The organism is Cellulomonas sp. Leaf395 (genome assembly GCF_001424125.1).
Lineage (GTDB): Bacteria > Actinomycetota > Actinomycetes > Actinomycetales > Cellulomonadaceae > Cellulomonas.
Genome location: NZ_LMQI01000001.1, coordinates 310,319 through 332,784, shown reverse-complemented (window position 1 = coordinate 332,784; position 22,466 = coordinate 310,319). Strand labels below are relative to the sequence as shown.

The following is a 22,466-nucleotide window of genomic DNA, read 5'->3' as shown; positions in this document are numbered from 1 at the left end:
GGGGTCGTGTCGGAGCCTGCGGCTAGCGTGCGGCGCGTGACCTCGACCTCCCCGAAGCGCTCCGAGCGCAGTCCTCGCCCGGCGTTCCGCTGCACCGAGTGCGGCTGGACCGCGAGCAAGTGGGTCGGCCGCTGCGGCGAGTGCCAGGCGTGGGGGTCGGTCGCCGAGGACACCGGCCCCGGCGGCGGCGCCCCGCGCACGGTCGCCACCTCCCCCACGCGCTCACCGGCGCGTCCGATCGACCAGATCGACATCGAGACCGCGCGCGCCCGGCCCACCGGGGTCGACGAGCTGGACCGGGTGCTCGGCGGCGGTCTCGTCCCCGGGGCGGTGGTGCTGCTGGCCGGCGAGCCGGGCGTCGGCAAGTCGACCCTGCTCCTGGACGTCGCCGCGAGGGCGGCCCGCACCGGTCGCAAGGTCTTGTACGTGACCGGCGAGGAGTCCGCCGCGCAGGTGCGCCTACGGGCCGGGCGGATCCACGCGCTCGACCCGCAGCTGCTGCTCACCGCCGAGACCGACCTGGGCACGGTCCTCGGGCACATCGAGCACGTGGACCCCGACCTGCTCGTGCTCGACTCGATCCAGACCATCGCGTCGGCCCAGGTCGAGGGGACGGCCGGTGGCGTGTCCCAGGTGCGGGAGGTGGCCAGCGCGGTGATCCAGGCGGCCAAGTCGCGGGACCTGCCGGTCGTGCTCATCGGGCACGTCACCAAGGACGGCTCGGTGGCCGGACCCCGGACGCTCGAGCACCTGGTGGACGTCGTCTGCCAGTTCGAGGGCGAGCGGCACTCCCGCCTGCGGATGCTGCGCGCCACCAAGAACCGCTACGGCCCCACCGACGAGGTCGGCTGCTTCGACCTGTCGGAGACGGGGATCGTCGGGCTGGCGGACCCCAGCGGGCTGTTCATCTCCCAGGCCCTGCACGCCGTCCCGGGCACCTGCCTGACCGTGACGCTGGAGGGACGTCGCCCGCTCGTGGTCGAGGTGCAGTCACTCGTCGCGCCCAGCGCGGTGCCCAACCCGCGGCGGACCACGAGCGGCGTCGACAGCAGCCGGCTGGCGATGGTGCTCGCCGTGCTCCAGCGACGGCTCGGTGCACGGCTGGCGGACCAGGACGTCTACGTGTCGACCATCGGCGGCGCGCGCGTGATGGAGCCGGGCGCTGACCTGGCCCTGGCGCTGGCCGCCGTGAGCTCGCGGGAGAACGTGCCGCTGCCGCGCGGGCTGGTCGCCATCGGCGAGGTCGGGCTGGCCGGGGAGATCCGGACGGTGTCCGGAGTCGGTCGGCGGCTGGCGGAGGCGGCACGGCTCGGGTTCACTCGCGCGATCGTGCCGGCCGGCGCGCTGGACGGCGCGACGCCACCGGCGGGGCTGACCGTCCTGACGGCCGCAGACCTCGGCGAGGCCGTCACCGCAGCCGGGCTGGTGCCGGACCTGGCGTCGGCCGCGCGTCGCTGACGCCCCGGTCCTGGCGCTCACCACGCCTCCGCGCTCCCCGCGCCTTTGCTCGCCCTCGCCGCACGAGGCGCTCAGCGCGCCGATACCCACGAGTCCTCGACCGACGCGTGGGCGCGGTGAGAATCCTGACATCAATTCTCTTGACCGGTACAGAGATCGGGGTTACTTTATCGGTACAGAAGAACCGTGAGCCGACAGGAGACTCTGATGTCGATGGACACCCCGCAGTTCGGGCTGCTCTTCGGAGTAGCCGCCGCGCAGCACGAGGTCGAGAGCGCCCGTCCGTGGGCGCCCACGGTGGACAAGCTCGTGCGCCCGCGTCGCACGCACGCACCCCGGACCCGACGCACCCTTGCCGGAGCGCTGCACCACCTGGCCGACGCGGTCGCCCCCGCGAGCACCTGCGAGGTCGGTCACCCGGCGAGATGACGTTCACCCCTCTGGGACCCGTCCCGGCGACCTACCCTGTCCCGCATGGAGCGGAACAGGGTGGTGTCGTCGTGTCCCGGGTGACGCTCCAGACGATCGCGGACCGCGTCGGCGTCAGCCGGATGACCGTGTCCAACGCGTTCTCCCGCCCGGACCAGCTCTCGGCGGAGATGCGCCGCACGATCCTCGCCGCCGCGGCGGACCTCGGGTACGTCGGTCCCGACCCGTCGGCCCGGGCGCTTGCCCGCGGGACGACCGGCGCGGTGGGTGTGCTGCTCACCGAGTCGGTCGGGACGGCCTTCCTCGACCCCATGGCGGCCGCCTTCTTCGGTGCGGTCGCCGAGGAGCTGGCCCCCACGGGCATGGCTGTCGTGCTCCTGCCGTCGACCGGCTCCGAGGGCACGATCCCTGCCCGCGACATCCCGATGGACGGCGCCCTCGTCTACGGCTGCGCGGGCGACTACCCCGCGGTCGACTGGCTGGTGAAGCGCAAGCTCCCGCTGGTGTTCGTCGACGGCGATCCCGTCGAGGGAGCGTCCAGCGTCCTCCTGGACGAACGTCACGGGTCGCGGCTCGGCGCCCAGCACCTCCTCGACCTGGGACACCGTCGGATCGCCATCCTCACCATGAGCAAGGACGCGACGCCCCGCTGGGCACCCGACGCCGCCTCGATCAGCTCGAACTTCGTCGCCCGGGAGCGCCAGGCCGGCTGGGTCGAGACCCTCGCCGGCGCCGGTGTGACGCCGATCGTCATGGGGGTCCATGACAACGTCGAGCCGGACGTCTCCGAGGGGGCGCGGGCGCTGCTCGCCGGCCCGGACCGCCCGACCGCGGTGCTGTGCTTCTCCGACCTCATGGCTGCCGCGGTCGTGCACGCCGCCGAGAACGCCGGGCTGCGCGTGCCCGAGGACCTGTCCGTGGTCGGCTTCGACGACTCCCCCCTCTCTCGCCGGCTGCGCCCCGCGCTGACCACGGTGCACCAGGACTTCGACGCCAAGGGCAAGGCGGCAGCGGCGGCGCTGACGTCGTCGATCAGCCGCTTCCGCGCCGGCGTCGCCCCGGCGCCGGAGCAGCACCGCATCCCGGTCGACCTGGTGGTCCGCGACAGCACCGCGCCCCCGCCGAGCACATGATCCGCGTCGAACGGGCGAACGCGTGATGGCGAACGGGTCCGACATGCGGGTCGCTACGACCGCAGTCAGCCCTCGTCGTTACCATGCAACCGTGCCCCACTCGCACGCTCCCGATGACCTCCTGAGGTCGACCCTCGCCGCCGTCGCGCCCGGCGGGGAGCTTCGCGACGGCTTGGAACGGATCCTGCGGGGTCGCACGGGCGCGCTGATCGTCCTCGGCTTCGACCAGACGGTCGAGAGCATCTGCTCCGGCGGCTTCGTCCTGGACGTGGAGTTCTCCGCCACACGCTTGCGTGAGCTGGCCAAGATGGACGGTGCCGTCGTGGTCGACGCGGGCATCTCCCGCATCCTGCGCGCGGCCGTCCAGCTCCTCCCCGACGTCACCATCGAGACGTCGGAGTCCGGCACCCGGCACCGCACCGCGGAGCGCGTCGCCAAGCAGACCGGCCTCCCGGTCGTCTCGGTGTCCGCCTCCATGCGGATCATCGCGCTGTACGTGGGCGGCCAGCGGCACGTCATAGAGGATTCGACCACCATCCTGTCCCGCGCCAACCAGGCCCTGGCCACCCTGGAGCGGTACAAGTCGCGGCTCGACGAGGTCAGCGGCACCCTCTCCGCGCTCGAGATCGAGGACCTGGTCACGGTCCGCGACGTCTCCGCCGTGGTGCAGCGCCTCGAGATGGTCCGCCGCATCTCCGAGGAGATCGAGGGCTACGTCGTCGAGCTGGGCACCGACGGTCGCCTGCTGACGTTGCAGCTCGACGAGCTGGTGGGCGGCATCGGCTCCGACCGGGCGCTGATCATCCGCGACTACGTCGACACCAGCCGACGCGAGGTCGACTCGGTCCTCGACGAGCTGGCGGAGCTGGACTCGACCGAGCTGCTCGACAACGCCCGCATCGCGAACGTGCTTGGTCTGCCCGGGGGTGGCGACGCGCTCGACGCGGCCGCCGGTCCGCGCGGCTACCGCCTGCTGTCCAAGGTCCCGCGCCTGCCTGGTGCCATCGTCGACCGCCTGGTCGCGCACTTCGGCGGGCTCCAGAAGCTGCTCGCAGCCGGCATCGAGGACCTGATGGCCGTCGACGGCGTCGGCGAGCAGCGCGCTCGGGCCGTCCGCGAGGGACTGTCCCGGCTCGCGGAGTCGAGCATCCTCGAGCGGTACGTCTAGCCCAGTCCGACTCAGCCCAGTCCGAACACGGCCGGCGGTGCACTCACCCCGGCGAGGTTCAGCTGTGCGGAGTACGTGCCGGCGCCGGGGGCGGGCAGGTCCGGCGGGCAGCCCTCCGCGGAGCGGATCCTGTTCCACGCGAACGGCGTCGTGTCCGTCCCGCCGCCGGCGAGCAGCAGCGTGCGGGTCTCGGTGCCGGGCACGATGCAGTCGCGGTTCGACCACACGCGGTCAGTCCCGGACGTGATGACGATCTCGCGCTGCGCCTCGCCGGCGTCCACCAGGCATGGCTCCTCGCCGGTGTTGGTGACGGCGACGGTGAACGTCGCGCTGACGCCCGGCGCGAACGAGGCGGCATCCGGAGTCATCGCGAGGGCCAGTGCCGTGGGCGCACAGTCGGCCACCCCGTCGCTGTCCGTCGGCGTCGCGGTCGGCTCAGGCTCGACGGGCGCGGACGACGTGCTCCCCTGGCCGGCCGGGTCCTCCCCCGAGTCGCGGCCCACGAGCAGCCAGACGACGACCGCGACGATGATGAGCGGGATGCCGAGCACCAGGAAGCGACGCACCCAGTAGACGCGGGCGGGAAGGGGTCGCGACGGGCTCATGCATCCTCCGGACCGGTTCGGCTGCGCCGCACGATCGGCGCGCGACCACCGTAGAGGGCAAGCTCGCGGACGGCCCGGCCGACGCGCGCGGATGCTCGCAGTGCGAGACGGACGACCCCGGTCCGGCGACTGCGCGGCGCGGCGACGCGTGGGGCAGGATGCTGCGGTGCCGCCCACCACCACCCAGCTGCGCGAGCCGGTGCTCGCCTGGTTCGGCGTGCACGCGCGCGACCTGCCGTGGCGTGCCGCGGACCGGACGGCGTGGGGGGTGCTGGTCAGCGAGGTGATGCTCCAGCAGACGCCCGTGGTCCGAGTGGAGCCGGCGTGGCGGTCGTGGATGAGCCGGTGGCCGACACCCGCCGACCTGGCGGCGGCGTCGACGGCGGACGTGCTGCGGGCGTGGGACCGGCTGGGGTACCCGCGGCGGGCGCTGCGGCTGCAGGAGTGTGCGCGGGTGGTCGTCGACCGGCACGGGGGCGTGGTGCCCTCGTCGGAACCGGAGCTCCTCGCCCTGCCTGGCGTCGGCTCGTACACGGCGGCGGCGGTGCTCGCGTTCGCCTACGGCCGCCGGTCGGTGGTGCTCGACACCAACGTGCGCCGCGTACTGGCCCGCACGGTCGACGGGGTCGCGCTGCCCGCACCGAGCCAGACGGTCGACGAGGTGCGCCGCGCGACCGGGTACGTCCCCGACGACGACGCGACGGCCGCCCGGTGGGCAGCAGCGTCGATGGAGCTCGGTGCACTGGTGTGCACCGCGCGCTCCCCGCGCTGCGAGGCGTGCCCGGTGCAGGACGTGTGCGCCTGGTTCGCGGCGGGCAGGCCGGCCGACGAGCACGTGGGCCGCCGCCGCTCCCAGACGTTCGACGGCACTGACCGGCAGGTGCGCGGGCGGGTGATGGCGCTGCTGCGCGACGCCCTCGGTCCGGTGCCGGCCGCCGCCGTCGACGCCGTCTGGCCCGACGCCCGCCAGCTGGCCCGGTGCGTCGACGGGCTCGTCGCCGACGGCCTGGTCACCCGCGCCCCGGCCGCGAGCGACGACGACCCCCCGACGTACCGGCTGCCGTCCTGACAAGGGGTCGACGTGGCAGCATTCGCGGCATGCTGACCGCGTACGACGTCCTGAACCAGAAGTTCTCCGCCACCAAGTTCCGTGAGGGCTACGACCAGGACGAGGTCGACGGCTTCCTCGACCGGGTGATGGCCACGCTCCAGGGGCTCGAGCGCGGCGAGAGCGTCCCCGACGCCGTGACGGCGGAGGAGGTCGGCACCGTCACGTTCCAGTCGTCGAGGTTCCGCGAGGGCTACGACCAGGACGAGGTCGACCGCTTCCTCGACCAGGTGCGCGAGCAGCTGACCACCCAGGTGCCCGAGGACGTCCCGGTGTGGCAGCCGAGCGCACCCGTGGTCTCCAGCGCCCCGATCTCCGCGACCGCCCTGGTCGTGCAGCTGCAGACGGCCTACTCCACCCGGCCGCCGGGGGCGCCCGACGTCGTGACCGTGCAGCTCCCGGACGGTCAGGTGCGCTCCGTCATCGACGTCCGGAGCACACCGTCCGGCGTCGAGCTGGTGCTGGGCTGACCTCGCGGGCTCAGTCGAGCTCGATGAGCATCCGCGTGTTGCCGAGCGTGTTCGGCTTCACGCGCGCCAGGTCCAGGAACTCCGCGACACCGTCGTCGTGCGAGCGCAGCAGCTCGAGGTAGACGTCGGGCGTCACCGGTGTCCCCTCGATGACGTGGAACCCGTGCGACTCGAAGAACGCCACCTCGAACGTCAGGCAGAACACCCGGCGCAGCCCCATCTCCCCGGCACGTCCGAGCAGGGCGTCGAGCAGGGCGTGGCCCACCCCGGCGCCGCGCCAGGTCCGGTCGACGGCGAGGGTGCGGATCTCGGCGAGGTCCTGCCACATGACGTGCAGCGCGCCGCACCCGATGACGGTGCCGTCCTGCGCCTCGACCACGAGGAACTCCTGCACCGCCTCGTAGTACCCGACCCACTCCTTGGCCAGCAGGATGCGCTCGGCGGCGTAGGGCTCGACGAGCGCGCGGATGGCGCGCACGTCGGCGGGTAGAGCGGGGCGGACACGAAAGCTCACCGCGACAACCTACTGGCGAGCCAGGTTCCCCAGTGCGGGCGTACCAGCCGCGAGCGCCGAGCCCGACCGCGAGAACGCCGACGGGCTACCCCGAGACCCGTGCGCGGACGCGTCGGGGATGCGGCGGCTCGGCCGCGTCGAGCAGCCCGGTGGCCGTGATCTCGTCGACCACGAGGTCTGTCACGACCCCCGCGCGCAGGGCGGCGAGCAGCGGTGCGACCTTGTTGTCGCCGGCCACCACGCAGACGCGTCGCGGGATCCGCTGCAGCTCGACGGGTGTGGGTCCGGTGGCGCGCTCGTTCAGGTGCACGTCCTGCCAGGAGCCGTCGGCGCGCAGGAACACGGTGCAGACGTCGCCGACGACGCCCTCGTCGTGCAGGTTCCGCACGTCCGCGTCGTCGAGGTAGCCCGCCGAGTAGACGTGCGACGGCACCGCCCCCGCGACCGCGCCGACGGAGAACACGGCGATGTCCGCGCGGCGCTGCATGTCGAGGACCCGTCGCACGGAGCGCTCCCGCCACATGGCTGCCTTGGTGTCGGGGTAGTCGAAGAACGCGGGCACCGAGAAGTGGTGCACGGCGGCGGCGAAGGCGGTTCCGAACGTCGAGATCAGGTCGCTGGCGTACTCGATGCCGCTGGTGCGCATGTTCGCAGCACCGTTGAGCTGGACCACCGCGGAGCCGCGTGTCGGCTTGGGCGCCAGGTAGCGGGAGACGGACGCCAGCGTGGTCCCCCAGGCGACGCCGAGCACCATGTCGGAGTCGAACCACGAGGACAGCAGGCGGGCGGCGGTGATCGACACCTGGTCCAGGCGCTCGATGTGGCTGGCCGAGTCGGGCACCGGGACGACGTACGTGTCGATGCCGAACGCCGCGGCGATCGTGCGTCCGAGGCCCGGTGCACGCGTGCTCGCCGGCCGCAGCGTGATCTCGACCAGACCCGACTGCCGGGCGCGCTTGATGAGCCGGGAGACCGTCGAGCGCGAGGTGCCCAGGTGGCGTGCGATGACCTCCATCTTGATGTCCTGGAGGTAGTACATCGACGCCGCCCGCAGCACGTCCTGCTCCCGTTCGATGTACATCGGGACCCCCTCCGGTCCACGCTCGACGGTGCACGTTTGTGCAGCCCTGTTGCGCGTACGTTCGCCTGGTGACGACGATAGCGAGCAAGCCCGCACCGGGCGAGCCGGATCCAGCACCACAGAGCGCGACAACCACCGGGGGTACGACGGATGAGGACGGCGCCGCTGACGGCCCAGGCACGACAGGACGCACTCGACGCGATGCGGCGGAGTGCTGACCGAGGGAACGAGCTCGACGTCCTCGTGATCGGAGGAGGCGTCACCGGCGCGGGCATCGCGCTCGATGCGGTGAGCCGCGGACTCTCCACCGCGATCGTCGAGGCCCAGGACTGGGCCAGCGGTACGTCGAGCCGGTCCAGCAAGCTGGTGCACGGCGGGCTGCGCTACCTGCAGATGCTCGACTTCCACCTGGTGCGCGAGGCGCTCACCGAGCGCGACCTGCTGATCAACCGCCTGGCACCGCACCTGGTCAAGCCCGTGAGCTTCCTGTACCCGTTGGAGAACCGCATCTGGGAGCGCGCCTACGTCGGCGCCGGCGTCGCCCTGTACGACACGCTCGCGTCGGTCACCGGGTCGAAGCGCGCCCTGCCCATCCACCGGCACCTGACCCGCAAGGGCATGGAGCGGCTGTTCCCGGACCTCCGTCACGACGCCGCCATCGGTGCGGTCCGGTACTGGGACGCCAGCGTCGACGACGCCCGCCTCGTCGAGACGCTCGTGCGCACCGCCGTCAGCTACGGCGCGCACGCGGCGACCCGCACCCAGGTGGCCGACCTGCAGACCACCACCGGCGGCGCGGTCACCGGCGCCGAGGTGGTGGACCTCGAGACCGGCGAGCACATCGACGTCCGTGCGCGGGCCGTCATCAACGCCACCGGCGTCTGGACCGAGCAGACCGAGTCGCTCGCCGGTGCCGAGGGCGGCCTGCGCGTGCTCGCCAGCAAGGGCATCCACATCGTCGTGCCGCGCAGCCGCATCTCCGGCGACGTGGGGCTGATCCTGCAGACCGAGAAGTCGGTCCTGTTCATCATCCCGTGGTCGCGGTACTGGGTGATCGGCACCACGGACACCCCGTGGGAGCAGGAGCTGATCCACCCCGTCGCGACGAGCGCCGACATCGACTACGTCATCGAGCACGCCAACACGGTGCTGTCCCGGCCGCTCACGCGCGAGGACATCATCGGCACCTGGGCGGGGCTGCGTCCGCTGCTCCAGCCGCAGGTCAAGGCCGGCACCAGCTCCGCCAAGGTGTCGCGCGAGCACACGGTCGCCGCCCCCGCGCCGGGTCTGACCGTCATCGCCGGCGGCAAGCTCACCACCTACCGAGTGATGGCCAAGGACGCGGTCGACTTCGCCATCGGCAGCCGCGCCACCAGCCTGCCGTCCATCACGCACGACCTCCCACTGGTGGGCGCCGAGGGCCTTCAGGTGTTCCAGCGCCAGGCCCGGGCGATCAGTCAGCGATACGGCTGGTCGCGGCCCCGTATGGAGCACCTGCTGCACCGCTACGGATCCCTGCTGGGCGAGCTCATCGACCTCGTCGACGCCGACCCGAGGCTGGCCGACCCGCTGAAGAACGCCGACGCGTACATCGGCGCAGAGATCGTCTACGCCGCCAGCCACGAGGGTGCGCTGCACCTCGACGACGTCCTCATGCACCGCACGCGGCTCAACTACGAGCAGGCCGACAAGGGCCTCGGTGCCATCGAGGAGATCGCCGACCTCGTCGCGCCGGTGCTCGGCTGGGACGAGCACACCCGCAGCCGCGAGATCGAGGCGTACCGCGCACGGTGCGAGGCCGAGGACGCCGCAGCGCAGGAGCTCGACGACGCGGAGGCCGTCAAGGTCCGCCTGCGCGCCGCGGACCTGTCGCCGATGCTCCGGGACGGCGGCGTCGACGCCGGCACCAAGCCGGGATCACCCGCCGGGAAGGGGTCCTCCGGACCCGTCGGGACCTGAAGACTCCCCGCGGCCATCCGCGGGGCGCACGTGACAACGATGTCCGTCAGAAAGGGTCGACAGTGGACTACACAATAGGTGACGCCTTCATCTCGGAGCTGTTGGGCACCGGGATGCTGATCCTGCTCGGCGCCGGAGTGGTCGCGAACGTCATCCTGCCGAAGAACAAGGGCTTCGACGGCGGCTGGCTGCTCATCAACTTCGGATGGGGTCTCGCGGTCTTCTCGGGTGTGTACGTCGCGTACAAGTCGGGGGCGCACCTGAACCCCGCGGTGACGATCGGCATCTGGACGAGCGGCGCGGACGAGTTCGCCAAGGGCATCCCCGTGACCGCGGCGAACGGCTTCCTCTACGTCACAGCCCAGATGGCCGGTGCCGCACTAGGCGCGGGTCTCGCGTTCCTCGCGTACAAGAAGCACTTCGACGAGGACGCCGACCCGGGCACCAAGCTCGCCGTCTTCTCCACCGGCCCCGCCATCCGCACCTACGCATGGAACTTCATCACCGAGGCCATCGCCACCTTCGTCCTCGTCTTCGTCATCCTCGCGTTCGCGAAGACTCCCGCCGCTCTCGGCGCGATCCCCGTTGCGCTCCTCGTGATCGGTATCGGCGCCAGCCTCGGTGGCCCGACCGGCTACGCCATCAACCCGGCACGTGACCTCGGTCCGCGCATCGCGCACGCCCTCCTGCCCATCCGGGGCAAGGGCTCGAGCGACTGGGCGTACTCCTGGGTGCCGGTCCTCGGCCCTCTCGTCGGCGGTGCGATCGCCGGCCTCGCGGCATCCGCTTACATCGTCTGACGCACAGCACGCAGCCGTCCCCGTCCGGGCGGCGCTCCCAACCCTCTGCGAGCGCCGTCCGGGCCACCCGAACCATCCGGAGGAATCTTCACCATGCCCGACACCAAGTACGTCCTCGCCATCGACCAGGGAACCACGAGCTCCCGCGCGATCGTCTTCGACCACTCCGGCCACATCGTCGAGTCCGGGCAGATCGAGCACGAACAGATCTTCCCGCGCGCCGGCTGGGTGGAGCACAACGCGGAGGAGATCTGGAAGAACGTCCGTGAGGTGGTCGGTCTCGCGCTGACCCGCGCCAACCTCACCTACAAGGACCTTGCCGCCGTCGGCATCACCAACCAGCGGGAGACGGCCGTCGTCTGGGACCGGACCACCGGCAAGCCGGTCTACAACGCGATCGTCTGGCAGGACACACGCACCGACAAGATCGCCGAGGAGCTGGGGGCGCTCGGGGGCGGCGCGGACCGGTACAAGGCGAAGGTCGGCCTGCCGCTGGCCACGTACTTCTCCGGTCCGAAGATCAAGTGGATCCTCGACAACGTCGAGGGTGCCCGGGCCAAGGCGGAGGCCGGTGACCTGGCGTTCGGCAACACCGACTCGTGGGTGCTGTGGAACATGACCGGCGGGGTCGACGGCGGCGTGCACGTCACCGACCCGACCAACGCGTCGCGCACCATGCTGATGAACCTCGACACCCTCACGTGGAACGAGGAGATCGCGAGCGACATGGGCATCCCCCTGTCGATGCTGCCGGAGATCCGGTCGTCGTCCGAGGTGTACGGCAAGGGTCGCGAGGGCGGCATGGTCCCGGGCGTGCCGATCGCGGGCATCCTCGGCGACCAGCAGGCCGCCACGTTCGGGCAGGCCTGCTTCGAGGTGGGGCACGCCAAGAACACCTACGGCACCGGCAACTTCATGCTCATCAACACGGGCACGGAGCCGATCCCGTCCAAGAACGGCCTGCTCACCACGGTCTGCTACAAGATCGGCGACCAGCCGACGGTCTACGCCCTCGAGGGCTCGATCGCCGTGACGGGCTCCTTGGTCCAGTGGCTGCGCGACAACCTCGGGCTGATCTCGTCGGCGCCGGAGATCGAGCAGCTGGCGGGCACGGTCGAGGACAACGGTGGCGCGTACTTCGTGCCGGCGTTCTCGGGCCTGTTCGCGCCGTACTGGCGGTCGGACGCGCGCGGCGCGCTCGTCGGCCTCACGCGGTTCGTCAACAAGGGGCACATCGCCCGGGCCGCGCTGGAGGCGACGGCGTTCCAGACCCGCGAGGTCCTGGACGCGATGAACGCCGACTCGGGTGTCGACCTGACCGAGCTGAAGGTCGACGGCGGCATGATCGCCAACGAGACCCTCATGCAGTTCCAGGCCGACATCCTCGGCGTCACCGTCATCCGCCCGCAGGTCGCGGAGACCACCGCCCTCGGCGCCGCCTACGCGGCCGGCATCGCGGTCGGCTTCTGGAACGGCGAGCAGGACGTCATCGACAACTGGGCCGAGGACAAGCGCTGGGAGCCGCAGATGGACGACGCGGAGCGCGACCGGCAGTTCCGGCTCTGGAAGAAGGCCGTCACCAAGACCTTCGACTGGGTCGACGACGACGTGGTCTGACGATCGACGGGCGAGGGCCGGGGTGCGACGAGGCACCCCGGCCCTTGTCTTGCCCGAGGCGGTGGTCGACGGTGCGCGCCAGGTGTCGGTTACTGGTCGGTGGCATCATGGCCGGATGACGGACCAGGACGACGGCGCCCGGGTGGATCCGCGAGTTCTGCGCACGCGACGGCTGCTCCAGGATGCCCTGCTCGCGCTCGCACGGGAACGCACCTTCGACGAGATCTCCGTCGCCGACGTCGCCGACCGTGCCACCGTGAACCGCAGCACCTTCTACCAGCACTACCCCGACACGGACACGCTGCTGGCCGACGCCCTCGACGCACGGGCTGCCCTCGTCGGCGCCGACCTCACGGACCTCCGTCCGGGTCTGCCCCTCGAGACGCCTCCCGACGTGCTGGTGCGCTACGCCACGCACGTCGCCGAGAACGTCACCCTGTACCGCAGCGCGCTCGGCGAGCACGGCTCTCCCGTCGCCGTCGCACGGCTACGCCGACGCGTCAACGCCCTCGCGCTCGCCGGCCTGGAGCTGCACGATGCACCCCCGGCCCTGCCCGGCCTGCCCCGGCCGATCGCTGCGGCCGCGCTGGCCGGGTCGGTCATCGGCGTGCTGATCGCATGGCTGGAGCGCGACCCGCTGCCTCCCGCGCAGGATGCGGCCACCTGGGCGTGGTCCGCGATCAGCGGCTGGCCGATCGGCGTCGACTCCTGACGTCCGCACGTTCGAGCGTCCCGACGACCGGATGTGCGGACGCAACCGTCGGGGTCAGGTGAAGTAGGCGCCGCCGTTGACGTCCAGGACCGCGCCGGTCACGAACGACGCGCCGTCCGAGGCGAGGAAGGTCACCGCGTCGGCGATGTCGTCGGGAGCGCCCGCGCGGTTCAGCGCGGACGCGGCGACGGCGGCCCGCTGCGCGGGCTCGGGCGTGTAGGTCGCGTGCAGCGGTGTGCCGCCGACGAACCCCGGCGCGACCACGTTCACCGTGATCCGGCGCGGCCCCAGCTCTCGCGCCATCGCCCGGGTGAACCCCTCGAGCGCGGCCTTGGCGGTGGTGTACGCGACCATCCCCGTGCCGCCGCCGCTGCGCGCCGCCTGGGCGCCGATGGTGATGATGCGGCCGCCGTCGGGCATCACCGCGAGCGCGGCCCGGCTGGCGTAGAACGCCGACGAGAGGTTCAGGTCCAGCACCCCGTGCCAGTGGGCGTCGTCCATCGCCGGGACGGTGCGCCTGTCGACCGGTCCGCCCACGTTGTTGACGAGGATGTCGATCCCGCCGCCGAGCGCCGAGGCGGCGTCGCTGACCGCCTTGTCGACGTCCCAGCTGCGTCGGGAGTCCACCTGGAAGGACGCCGCGATCTGGCCCGTCTCCTTGATCTCGGCGACGACGGCCGTGGCGTCGTGCGACAGGTGCGTGACGGCGACGTCCGCTCCCGCTCTGGCGAGCGCGAGGGCGACGGCGCGGCCGATCCCCGACGCGCCGCCGGTGACGAGCGCACGCCGGCCGGTGAGCGCGTGCTCCACCTCGGTGCCTTTCTGCTGGTCCGTTGTCCCGCACCGTACGGGAGCGGTTCGTGCCGCTCAACACCTAGATGTCCGGATCGTCGGTCGGCTCACGAGTCGGTGGCTCCGGGTAGCGTCCTGCCCCATGCGTCTGGCCACCTGGAACATCAACTCGATCCGTGCGCGAGCGGACCGCGCGCTCGCCTTCCTGGAGCGGACGGGCGTCGACGTCCTGGCCCTGCAGGAGACCAAGTGCAAGGACGACCAGTTCCCGCGCGAAGGTTTCGAGGCGCTCGGCTACGAGGTGGCGACGACCGGGTTCAGCCAGTGGAACGGCGTCGCGATCGTCTCGAAGGTCGGCATCGAGGACGTCGAGGTCGGGTTCCCCGGGATGCCCACCTGGGGCGACCCGGCGGCGGCCGAGGCCCGCGCGCTCGGGGCGACGTGCGGCGGCGTGCGGGTGTGGAGCCTCTACGTCCCCAACGGCCGCGAGCTCGAGGACCCCCACTACGCGTACAAGCTCGACTGGCTGGGCCGGCTGCGCGATGCCGCCCACGGCTGGCTCGCCGCCGACGCCGAGGCGCAGGTGGCCCTGGTGGGCGACTGGAACATCGCCCCGCTGGACACCGACGTCTGGGACATGGGCTTCTTCGCCGGGCGCACGCACGTGAGCCCGGCCGAGCGCGACGCATTCACGGCCCTCGCCGACGCCGGGTACACCGAGGTCTCCCGCGTCCACGTCCCCGCCGAGCACACGTACACCTACTGGGACTACCAGCAGCTGCGGTTCCCCCGGAACGAGGGCATGCGCATCGACCTCACCTACGCGACGCCCGCGCTGGCCGCACGGGTGAGGGGTGTGACCATCGAGCGCAACGAGCGCAAGGGCAAGGCGCCGTCCGACCACGTGCCGGTGGTGCTCGAGATCGCCGACTGACGCCGTCCGGGCGGGGTGATGTCGGTGGAAAGCGCCCTCGTGGTGGGTGCGCGGTGGGCTAGCGTGCGCGCATGAGCAACGAGCCCGGGGGGCCGGCTCCGGTTCCCGACCCCTACGCCGTCCCCGACCCGGCACCGACGGTCCCCGTCGCGCCCGGCGGGCACGAGGCCGTGGCACCCAGCGGGTACGAGGCGGTGCGGACGCCGGTCGGGGAGACCGGGCCGATGAACCCCTACGGTGCGCCGCCCACGCCCCCCTCGCCGTACGGCCAGCAGACCGAGGCGGCGGCAGCGGGATACGCGACCCCCTACGGCCAGCAGCCCGGGCCCGGGCAATACGGGGCACCGGCGCCGCAGTACGGCGCTCCGCAGTACGGGGCACCCGCACCGCAGTACGGTGCTCCGCAGTACGGCGCACCCCAGCCCCCCTACGGCGCCCCCGGGTACGAGCAGGCGCCGTCGCCCTACGGGGCGCAGCCGTACGAGGTGCAGCCGTACGGGTACGGCCAGCCCTACGCGCCGCCGCCGACCGAGGGCATGGCGATCGCGTCCTTCGTCACCAGCACGGCCGGACTGCTGATCTTCGGCGGGCTGCCCGGTGCGGTCGGTCTGGGGCTGGGCATCGCGGCGCTGCGCCGCATCAAGGCCTCGGGCAAGTCGGGCCGCGGGTGGGCCATCGCGGGCATCGTCATCGGCGCGGTCGGGATCCTCTGGATGCTCGCGATCGCCGCCTACATCGTGTTCGTCATCTGGCTCATCGGCAGCACCGGAGCCTCCTCCGGCATGTGGGAGGAGTTCGAGCAAGGGTTCGAGGAGGGCGTCGAGGAGGGCGCGACCGGCTCGGACACGGGTTCCGAGCTGCCGGACTTCGCGCTCCGGACCGACCTCACCGCGGGCACGTGCCTGACCACGGAGCCGTGGGAGTACGACATGGCGGACACCGACCCCGTCGACTGCGCCCTCCCGCACGACGCGGAGGTCGTCGGCCTGATCACGATGTCCGGCCCGGTGAGCCTCAACCCCGACGACGAGTACGACACCGCGTTCAACGACGCGTGGGGCGAGTGCGACGCCCTCACCGAGTCCCTCGTCCCCGGCTACTTCGACGACGGCAACGTCGAGCTGTTCTACCCGCACCCCGACGACTTCGCGGGCGGTGCCACGTACGCCTACTGCGTCTACTACGGCGACGAACCCGGCATGACCGGGTCGGCGGTCGTCGGGACCCTCGAGCTCGCGGGCGCTGGGGTGTAGTCCTGAGCGACCACCGCAACCCCTACGCCCACCCGGCGGTGCACTACGCCCCCGGGTGGGTGCCACCGCGCGCCCGGCTCGAGCCGACGGCGGTCTGGTCGCTGGTCATGGGGCTCTTCGGGCTCGGTCCGGCGGCCCTGGTGCTGGCGGTCGTGGCGTTCCGTCGCCTCGCGTCGCGCCACACCCGCGGGCGTGGTCTGGCGATCGCCGGCGCGGTCCTCGGCGTGCTCGGCACCGTGGCCCTCGCCGTCGGGGTGTCGGTCGCCGTGCTCACCATGATGGCCACCCGCCCTCTGCCCGCCGACGTGCCCGCCGCGCGGGAGGCTCGCGCGCAGCAGCTGGTCACGGGCAACTGCGTCCTGTCGGTGCCCGCCGACGGGCGCGTGGACAACGTGCGAGTGGTCCCCTGCGCCGAGCCGCACGAGGCCCAGGTGGTCACCGAGTTCTCGTTCGCCCCGGATGCGGTGTGGCCGGGCCAGCAGTCCGCCGACGCCCGGGTGGCCCGCGCGTGCGTGCTCGACACCGACGAGGTCGCGGCAGGCGTGCGCACGGTGACGTGGTCGCCGACCGAGCGCTCCTGGGAGGACGGCGACCGCGTGGGACTGTGCCTGGCGGTCCTCGACGGTGGCGGGGTCACGGGATCGTTCCTGGACGGCACGGCGCAGGTCCCCTGACACTTACCGCGCGGTAGGGAATCGGTTAGGGTGGCGGCGACGCACCCCACCGAGGAGGTACCCGGCAATGTCGCAGGTCTTCGACGTCGAGCATGTCCTGGCTCAGCTGACGCTCCAGGAGAAGGCGTCCCTGACGTCCGGCTCCGACTTCTGGCACACGCAGGGCGTCGAGCGGGTGGGCGTCCCCGCCGTGATGGTCGCGGACGGTCCGCACGGTCTGCGCAAGCAGGCCGAGGACGCCGATCACCTCGGTCTGGGCGACTCGGTGCCCGCCACCTGCTTCCCCACCGCGGCGGCCCTGGGCTCGTCGTGGGACGTCGATCTGCTCACCCGCGTCGGCGAGGCGCTCGGACGCGAGACGCGCGCCAACGACGTCGCCGTCCTGCTGGGCCCGGGCGTCAACATCAAGCGCACGCCCTTGTGCGGTCGCAACTTCGAGTACGTCTCCGAGGACCCGGTGGTCGCCGGCGAGCTGGGCACCGCGATCGTGCGGGGCATCCAGAGCCAGGGCGTCGGGACGTCGCTCAAGCACTACGCGGCGAACAACCAGGAGTCGGACCGCATGCGCGTGTCTGCCCAGGTCGACGAGCGCACGCTGCGCGAGATCTACCTGCCGGCGTTCGAGCGCGTCGTCACGAAGGCCCAGCCGTGGACTGTGATGTGCGCGTACAACAAGGTCAACGGGACGTACGCGTCCGAGCACCACGAGCTGCTCACCGCGATCCTGCGCGACGAGTGGGCGTTCGAGGGCCTCGTCGTGTCCGACTGGGGTGCCGTGCACGACCGGGTCCCCGCGCTCGCGGCGGGGCTCGACCTGCAGATGCCTGCCGTGGGTCCGCGTCCCGATGACGAGGTCGTGGCGGCCGTCCGCGACGGGTCGCTCGACGAGGCCGTGCTGGACGTCGCCGCGCGGCGCGTGCTCCAGCTCGTCGCGAAGGGCCTGCCCGCCGTGTCATCACCGGACACGTTCGACGTCGACGCCCACCACGCGCTGGCCCGCGAGGCCGCCGCCGCCGGTTCCGTGCTGCTGAAGAACGACGGCGGTCTGCTCCCGCTGGCCTCGACCGAGGGCGTCGTCGTGATCGGCGAGTTCGCCCGCACCCCGCGCTACCAGGGCGCCGGCTCGTCGCAGGTCAACCCGACCCGGCTCGACACCCCGCTCGACGCGCTGCGGGCGGCCGGCGGCGAGCTGCCGTTCGCGGCCGGCTTCACCATCGCGGGCGGGCCGGACGGCTCCGATGACGACCTGCTCGCCGAGGCCGTGTCCGTGGCACGCGACGCCGAGACCGTCGTCGCGTTCCTCGGTCTGCCCGGCCCCGACGAGTCCGAGGGCTACGACCGGCCGCGGCTCGGCCTGCCCGACAACCAGGTGGCGCTGCTGCGGGCGGTCGCCGCGGTCAACCCCCGGGTCGTCGTCGTGCTCGCCAACGGGTCGGCGGTCACCGTGACCGGCTGGCGCGACCTGGCCCCGGCGATCCTCGAGACCTGGCTCGGTGGGCAGGCGGGCGGGTCGGCCGTCGCGGACCTGCTGCTCGGCGTCCGCACCCCGTCCGGCAAGCTCACGGAGACCATCCCGCACCGCATCGAGGACACCCCGGCGTTCGGGAACTTCCCCGGTGAGGCCGGCGTCGTCCGCTACGGCGAGGGCGTCCTGGTGGGCTACCGCTGGTACGACACCCGCGCGATGGACGTGGCCTACCCGTTCGGCCACGGGCTGTCGTACACGACCTTCGCCTACGACGGCATCACCGCCTCGGCCGCCGGCACGGACGTCACCGTGCGCGTCACGATCACCAACACCGGCCCTGTTGCGGGCGCCGAGGTGGTCCAGGTCTACGTCCGCGACCCCGAGGCGTCCGTGCTCCGTCCGGTTCGCGAGCTCAAGGCGTTCGCCAAGGTGACGCTCGACGCCGGCGAGTCACGGGAGGTGTCCTTCGACCTGACCGCGCGGGACCTGTCGTACTGGCACCCCGGGCTGCACCGCTGGGTGGTCGAGGGCGGCGAGTTCGTCGTCGAGGTCGGTGCGTCGTCGCGCGACCTGCGCGGATCCGTGTCGCTGGACGTCGAGGGCGAGCCGCTGTGGGGCGAGCTCACGGTGATGTCGACGATCGAGGAGTGGCTCGCGCACCCTGTCGGAGGACCGCTCCTGCAGGCATCCCTGGCTCCGACCGCTGACAGGCCCCCGCTGGACGACACGATGCAGGCGATGATCCTGCAGATGCCGGCCAAGGTGATCGCGGACCTCGGCCTCGCGGGCTTCGACCGGGACACCCTCGACACCCTGGTCGCCAAGGTCACCGCCGGCTGACCGCGCCGAGCTCGTTGCTCGCGGCCGAGCTCGTGCGTCGCAACCGCCGAGCTCACGTGAGCAGGGTGGCGATGTAGGCGCGCAGGGTGGCTGCCATGTCCGGGCGGGTGGCCGGGGTGTCGACCGACAGCAGCCACTGGATCTGGAGGCCGTCCATGACCGCGACCGTGAGCCGGGCGGCGGTCAGCGGATCGATGCCCGGCCGGAGCCGGCCCTCGTCGCGCCGACGGCTGAACTCGGCGACCGCGCGGTCGACCACCCGGCGGTAGCGCTCCTGGAAGTAGGCGTGCGCGGGGTGGTCGGGTGACGTGGCCTCCGCCGAGAGCGTCGCGAAGAGCTCGACGATCCCGGGGCGCGACGCGTTGCGCTCGACGATCCGCGCCAGTGCGTCGACGTAGTCGTGCCCGGCGGCCAGATCGGCCTCGAACGCGGCGTCGTCCACCTCGTCGCGACGCTCGAGCACCGCCGCGAGCAGGACCGCCTTGCTCGCGAAGTGGTGCAGCAGGCCGGGGTGGGAGATGCCGACGCGCGACGCCACCTCGCGCAGGGACGCCGTGCGGTACCCGACCTGGCCGAACAGCTGCATGGCGACGTCGAGGATCTCCTCGCGCGTGGCGCGGCCGTTCGCGTAGCCGCCCGATCTCGTGCCGGTGGGGGCCTCGGTCGTCATGGCCCCAGGATGCCAGGCTCGCCCCCCGCGTAGGTCACACCCGGCGCCGGCCCGCTGGGCACGGTGGTCGCGATCGCCGGACGGGTCAGCTGCTCACCACCAGGCCGTCCTCGCCGCGGTCCACCACCACGGTGTCCCCGTCGTGGATCTGGCCCGCGAGGATCTGCCGGGCCAGCCGGTCGCCGATCTCGCGCTGCACCAGGCGTCGCAGCGGCCGCGCCCCGTACGCGGGGTCGTACCCCTCGAGCGCCAGCCACTCGCGCGCCGCCGGCGAGACGTCGAGCGTGAGCCGGCGGTCCTTGAGCCGCTTCGCCAGCGCCCCGACCTGGAGCTCCACGATGTGCCCGAGCTCGTCGAGCGAGAGCGGGTCGAACAGGACCACGTCGTCGAGCCGGTTGAGGAACTCGGGCTTGAACGACGAGCGCACCGCCGACATCACCGCGTCGCGCTTCTCCTCGGCGGACAGCGTCGGGTCCGCCAGGTACTGCGAGCCGAGGTTCGACGTGAGCACGAGGATCACGTTGCGGAAGTCGACCGTCCGGCCCTGGCCGTCGGTCAGGCGGCCGTCGTCGAGCACCTGGAGCAGCACATCGAACACCTCGGGGTGTGCCTTCTCGATCTCGTCGAAGAGCACCACCGAGTACGGCCGACGGCGGACGGCCTCGGTGAGCTGACCGCCCTCCTCGTAGCCGACGTACCCGGGAGGCGCACCGACGAGCCGAGCCACCGAGTGCTTCTCGCCGTACTCGGACATGTCGATGCGGACCATGGCGCGCTCGTCGTCGAACAGGAAGTCCGCGAGCGCCTTGGCCAGCTCGGTCTTGCCGACGCCGGTGGGACCGAGGAACAGGAACGAGCCCGTCGGCCGGTCCGGGTCGGAGACGCCCGCGCGGGAACGGCGGACGGCGTCGGACACGGACGCGACGGCAGGTTTCTGCCCGATCAGGCGCTCGCCCAGCACCTCCTCCATGCGCAGCAGCTTGGCGGTCTCTCCCTCGAGCAGCCGGCCCGCCGGGATGCCGGTCCACTGCGCGACCACCTCGGCGACCTCGTCGGGACCGACCTTCTCGGCGATCATGGGCGGGCCGTCCGGGGCCGCATCGTCGGAGGCCTCGTCGGCCTCGGCAGCGGCGATCTGCGTCTGCAGCGCGGGCAGCTCGCCGTACTGGATGCGCGCGGCACCGGCCAGGTCGCCCTCGCGGAGCAGCCGCTCGGCCTCCGAGCGCAGCGTGTCGAGCCGGGCCTTGAGGTCGCCGACGAGGTTGTGCCCCGCCTTCTCCTTCTCCCAGCGCGCGGTCAGCGCGGCGAGCTCCTCCCGGCGGTCCGCCAGGTCCTTGCGGCGCCGCTCCAGGCGCTCCTTGGACGCGGGGTCGTCCGACTCGGAGAGCACGACCTCCTCCATCTCGAGCCGGGTCACGGCGCGCTGGAGCTGGTCGATCTCGATCGGGGACGAGTCCAGCTCCATGCGCAGCCGCGACGCGGCCTCATCGACCAGGTCGATGGCCTTGTCGGGCAGCTGGCGACCGGTGATGTACCGGTCGGACAGGGTCGCCGCCGCGACCAGCGCGGAGTCGGCGATGGTCACCTTGTGGTGGGCCTCGTACCGTTCCTTGAGCCCGCGCAGGATGGCGACGGTGTCCTCGACCGACGGCTCGCCGACGAACACCTGCTGGAACCGGCGCTCCAGGGCGGGGTCCTTCTCGACGCGCTCGCGGTACTCGTCGAGCGTCGTGGCGCCGACCAGCCGCAGCTCGCCGCGGGCCAGCATCGGCTTGAGCATGTTCCCCGCGTCCATCGCTCCCTCGCCGCCGGCACCGGCGCCGACGACGGTGTGCAGCTCGTCGATGAACGTGACGACCTCGCCGTTGGAGCCGGTGATCTCCTGGAGCACGGCCTTGAGCCGCTCCTCGAACTCGCCGCGGTACTTGGCGCCGGCCACCATCGCGGCCAGGTCGAGCGCGACCAGCTTCTTGCCGCGCAGCGACTCGGGGACGTCGCCCGCGACGATGCGCTGGGCGAGGCCCTCGACGACTGCCGTCTTACCGACGCCGGGCTCACCGATGAGGACGGGGTTGTTCTTGGTGCGGCGGGACAGCACCTGCACCACGCGGCGGATCTCCGAGTCGCGGCCGATGACGGGGTCGAGCTTGCCGTCGCGGGCGCGCTGCGTGAGGTCGACGCCGTACTTCTCGAGCGCCTTGTAGGTGCCCTCGGGGTTCGGGGTGGTGACGCGCGCGGACCCGCGCACGGTGGGCAGCGCCGCGGCGAGCGCGTCACGGGACGCACCCTGGGCGCGCAGCGCGTCGGCGATCCCGGACTGGCCGGCGGCGAGGCCGAGCAGCAGGTGCTCGGTGGAGAGGTAGTCGTCGCCGAGCGCGCGGGCCTCGGAGGACGCCGCCTCGAGCGCGGTCGACGTGGCGCGCGACGCGGACGGCTGCGCGACCGTGGAGCCGCTGCTGGTCGGCAGGTTGACGAGCATGCCCCGGACGGACCGGCCGAGCGCGGCGCGGTCCGCGCCGACGGCGTCGAGCAACCCGTTGGCGACGCCGCCCTCCTGCTGGAGCAGTGCGTTGAGCAGGTGTGCGGGCTCGAGCTGCGGGTTCCCGGCGGCCGACGCCTGCTGGATGGCGTCGCCGAGGGCCTCCTGGGACCGGGTGGTGAACTTGGCGTCCACATGACCTCCTGTGTCTTTGCCTGTGATCAGCGTCTGCTCAACGCAACGACGGCCAGAGTTGAGTCTATTCCACTCAAGTCTGTTGGCCAGCCGGGGGCGGTGCCTCG

General features: G+C 72.4%; 20 protein-coding genes. 14 read left to right on the top strand and 6 right to left on the bottom strand.

Annotated features, from left to right (window positions below):
- The first annotated feature begins 36 nt into the window (after positions 1–36).
- From radA to disA, 4 genes are all read left to right on the top strand, one after another.
- The gene (gene radA, locus ASG23_RS01605; RefSeq protein WP_056020612.1) at positions 37–1,458 is read left to right on the top strand and encodes a DNA repair protein RadA; all 1,422 of its coding nucleotides are present in this window, start codon (positions 37–39) and stop codon (positions 1,456–1,458) included.
- Between the two features lie 186 nt (positions 1,459–1,644).
- Positions 1,645–1,887, top strand: a complete 243-nt coding sequence (locus tag ASG23_RS01600; RefSeq protein ID WP_157465468.1) for a hypothetical protein — start codon at positions 1,645–1,647, stop codon at positions 1,885–1,887.
- 80 nt (positions 1,888–1,967) lie between these two features.
- A complete protein-coding gene (locus ASG23_RS01595) occupies positions 1,968–3,020 on the top strand; it encodes a LacI family DNA-binding transcriptional regulator (protein WP_235520800.1) in 1,053 nt (350 codons plus the stop codon).
- 91 nt (positions 3,021–3,111) lie between these two features.
- Positions 3,112–4,188: a DNA integrity scanning diadenylate cyclase DisA gene (gene disA / locus ASG23_RS01590; protein ID WP_056019119.1), complete on the top strand. Its 1,077-nt coding sequence runs from the start codon at positions 3,112–3,114 to the stop codon at positions 4,186–4,188.
- Between the two features lie 11 nt (positions 4,189–4,199).
- Here disA and ASG23_RS01585 read toward each other — a convergent pair whose 3' ends face one another.
- A complete protein-coding gene (locus ASG23_RS01585; protein ID WP_056019116.1) occupies positions 4,200–4,793 on the bottom strand; it encodes a hypothetical protein in 594 nt (197 codons plus the stop codon).
- A gap of 166 nt (positions 4,794–4,959) precedes the next feature.
- Between ASG23_RS01585 and ASG23_RS01580 the strand changes: the two genes are divergently transcribed.
- Together ASG23_RS01580 and ASG23_RS01575 are read left to right on the top strand one after the other, a co-directional pair.
- Entirely contained in the window at positions 4,960–5,862 is a 903-nt protein-coding gene (locus ASG23_RS01580) for an A/G-specific adenine glycosylase (protein WP_235520797.1), read from the top strand.
- Between the two features lie 29 nt (positions 5,863–5,891).
- Positions 5,892–6,371, top strand: a complete 480-nt coding sequence (locus tag ASG23_RS01575; RefSeq protein ID WP_056019113.1) for a DivIVA domain-containing protein — start codon at positions 5,892–5,894, stop codon at positions 6,369–6,371.
- 10 nt (positions 6,372–6,381) lie between these two features.
- On the opposite strand, the gene ASG23_RS01570 is transcribed toward ASG23_RS01575, so the two are convergent.
- Together ASG23_RS01570 and ASG23_RS01565 are read right to left on the bottom strand one after the other, a co-directional pair.
- Positions 6,382–6,885 carry an amino-acid N-acetyltransferase gene (locus tag ASG23_RS01570; protein ID WP_056019110.1) on the bottom strand — a complete coding sequence of 168 codons (504 nt, stop codon included), beginning with the start codon at positions 6,883–6,885 and terminating at the stop codon, positions 6,382–6,384.
- 85 nt (positions 6,886–6,970) lie between these two features.
- A complete protein-coding gene (locus tag ASG23_RS01565) occupies positions 6,971–7,966 on the bottom strand; it encodes a sugar-binding transcriptional regulator (RefSeq protein WP_056019107.1) in 996 nt (331 codons plus the stop codon).
- Positions 7,967–8,116: 150 nt separating this feature from the next.
- On the opposite strand from ASG23_RS01565, the gene ASG23_RS01560 reads away from it, so the two are divergent.
- From ASG23_RS01560 to ASG23_RS01545, 4 genes are all read left to right on the top strand, one after another.
- On the top strand, positions 8,117–9,925 hold the full coding sequence (locus ASG23_RS01560; protein ID WP_056019105.1) for a glycerol-3-phosphate dehydrogenase/oxidase: 1,809 nt from the start codon (positions 8,117–8,119) through the stop codon (positions 9,923–9,925).
- A 113-nt stretch (positions 9,926–10,038) separates the two neighbouring features.
- The gene (locus tag ASG23_RS01555) at positions 10,039–10,725 is read left to right on the top strand and encodes an MIP/aquaporin family protein (RefSeq protein WP_056020603.1); all 687 of its coding nucleotides are present in this window, start codon (positions 10,039–10,041) and stop codon (positions 10,723–10,725) included.
- 93 nt (positions 10,726–10,818) lie between these two features.
- Complete coding sequence (gene glpK / locus ASG23_RS01550) at positions 10,819–12,342, top strand: glycerol kinase GlpK (RefSeq protein ID WP_056019102.1); 1,524 nt, start codon at positions 10,819–10,821, stop codon at positions 12,340–12,342.
- A 115-nt stretch (positions 12,343–12,457) separates the two neighbouring features.
- A complete protein-coding gene (locus ASG23_RS01545; protein ID WP_056019099.1) occupies positions 12,458–13,054 on the top strand; it encodes a TetR-like C-terminal domain-containing protein in 597 nt (198 codons plus the stop codon).
- Between the two features lie 54 nt (positions 13,055–13,108).
- Here the strand turns inward: ASG23_RS01545 and ASG23_RS01540 are convergent, their stop codons facing one another.
- Positions 13,109–13,864, bottom strand: coding sequence for an SDR family NAD(P)-dependent oxidoreductase (locus ASG23_RS01540; RefSeq protein WP_056019096.1), 756 nt, complete (start codon positions 13,862–13,864; stop codon positions 13,109–13,111).
- Between the two features lie 124 nt (positions 13,865–13,988).
- Here ASG23_RS01540 and ASG23_RS01535 point away from each other — a divergent pair, with 124 nt between their 5' ends.
- The 4 genes from ASG23_RS01535 (at position 13,989) to ASG23_RS01520 (ending at position 19,015) form a co-directional block, all read left to right on the top strand.
- Positions 13,989–14,780 carry an exodeoxyribonuclease III gene (locus tag ASG23_RS01535; RefSeq protein ID WP_056019093.1) on the top strand — a complete coding sequence of 264 codons (792 nt, stop codon included), beginning with the start codon at positions 13,989–13,991 and terminating at the stop codon, positions 14,778–14,780.
- Between the two features lie 71 nt (positions 14,781–14,851).
- Positions 14,852–16,033, top strand: a complete 1,182-nt coding sequence (locus tag ASG23_RS20760) for a DUF4190 domain-containing protein (RefSeq protein ID WP_056019090.1) — start codon at positions 14,852–14,854, stop codon at positions 16,031–16,033.
- Between the two features lie 38 nt (positions 16,034–16,071).
- Positions 16,072–16,707 carry a DUF4190 domain-containing protein gene (locus tag ASG23_RS01525; protein ID WP_235520795.1) on the top strand — a complete coding sequence of 212 codons (636 nt, stop codon included), beginning with the start codon at positions 16,072–16,074 and terminating at the stop codon, positions 16,705–16,707.
- Between the two features lie 67 nt (positions 16,708–16,774).
- Positions 16,775–19,015, top strand: coding sequence for a beta-glucosidase (locus ASG23_RS01520; protein ID WP_056019086.1), 2,241 nt, complete (start codon positions 16,775–16,777; stop codon positions 19,013–19,015).
- Positions 19,016–19,067: 52 nt separating this feature from the next.
- On the opposite strand, the gene ASG23_RS01515 is transcribed toward ASG23_RS01520, so the two are convergent.
- Entirely contained in the window at positions 19,068–19,685 is a 618-nt protein-coding gene (locus ASG23_RS01515) for a TetR/AcrR family transcriptional regulator (protein WP_056019084.1), read from the bottom strand.
- An 85-nt stretch (positions 19,686–19,770) separates the two neighbouring features.
- Positions 19,771–22,359: an ATP-dependent chaperone ClpB gene (clpB, locus tag ASG23_RS01510; RefSeq protein ID WP_056019081.1), complete on the bottom strand. Its 2,589-nt coding sequence runs from the start codon at positions 22,357–22,359 to the stop codon at positions 19,771–19,773.
- Between the last annotated feature and the right edge of the window lie 107 nt (positions 22,360–22,466).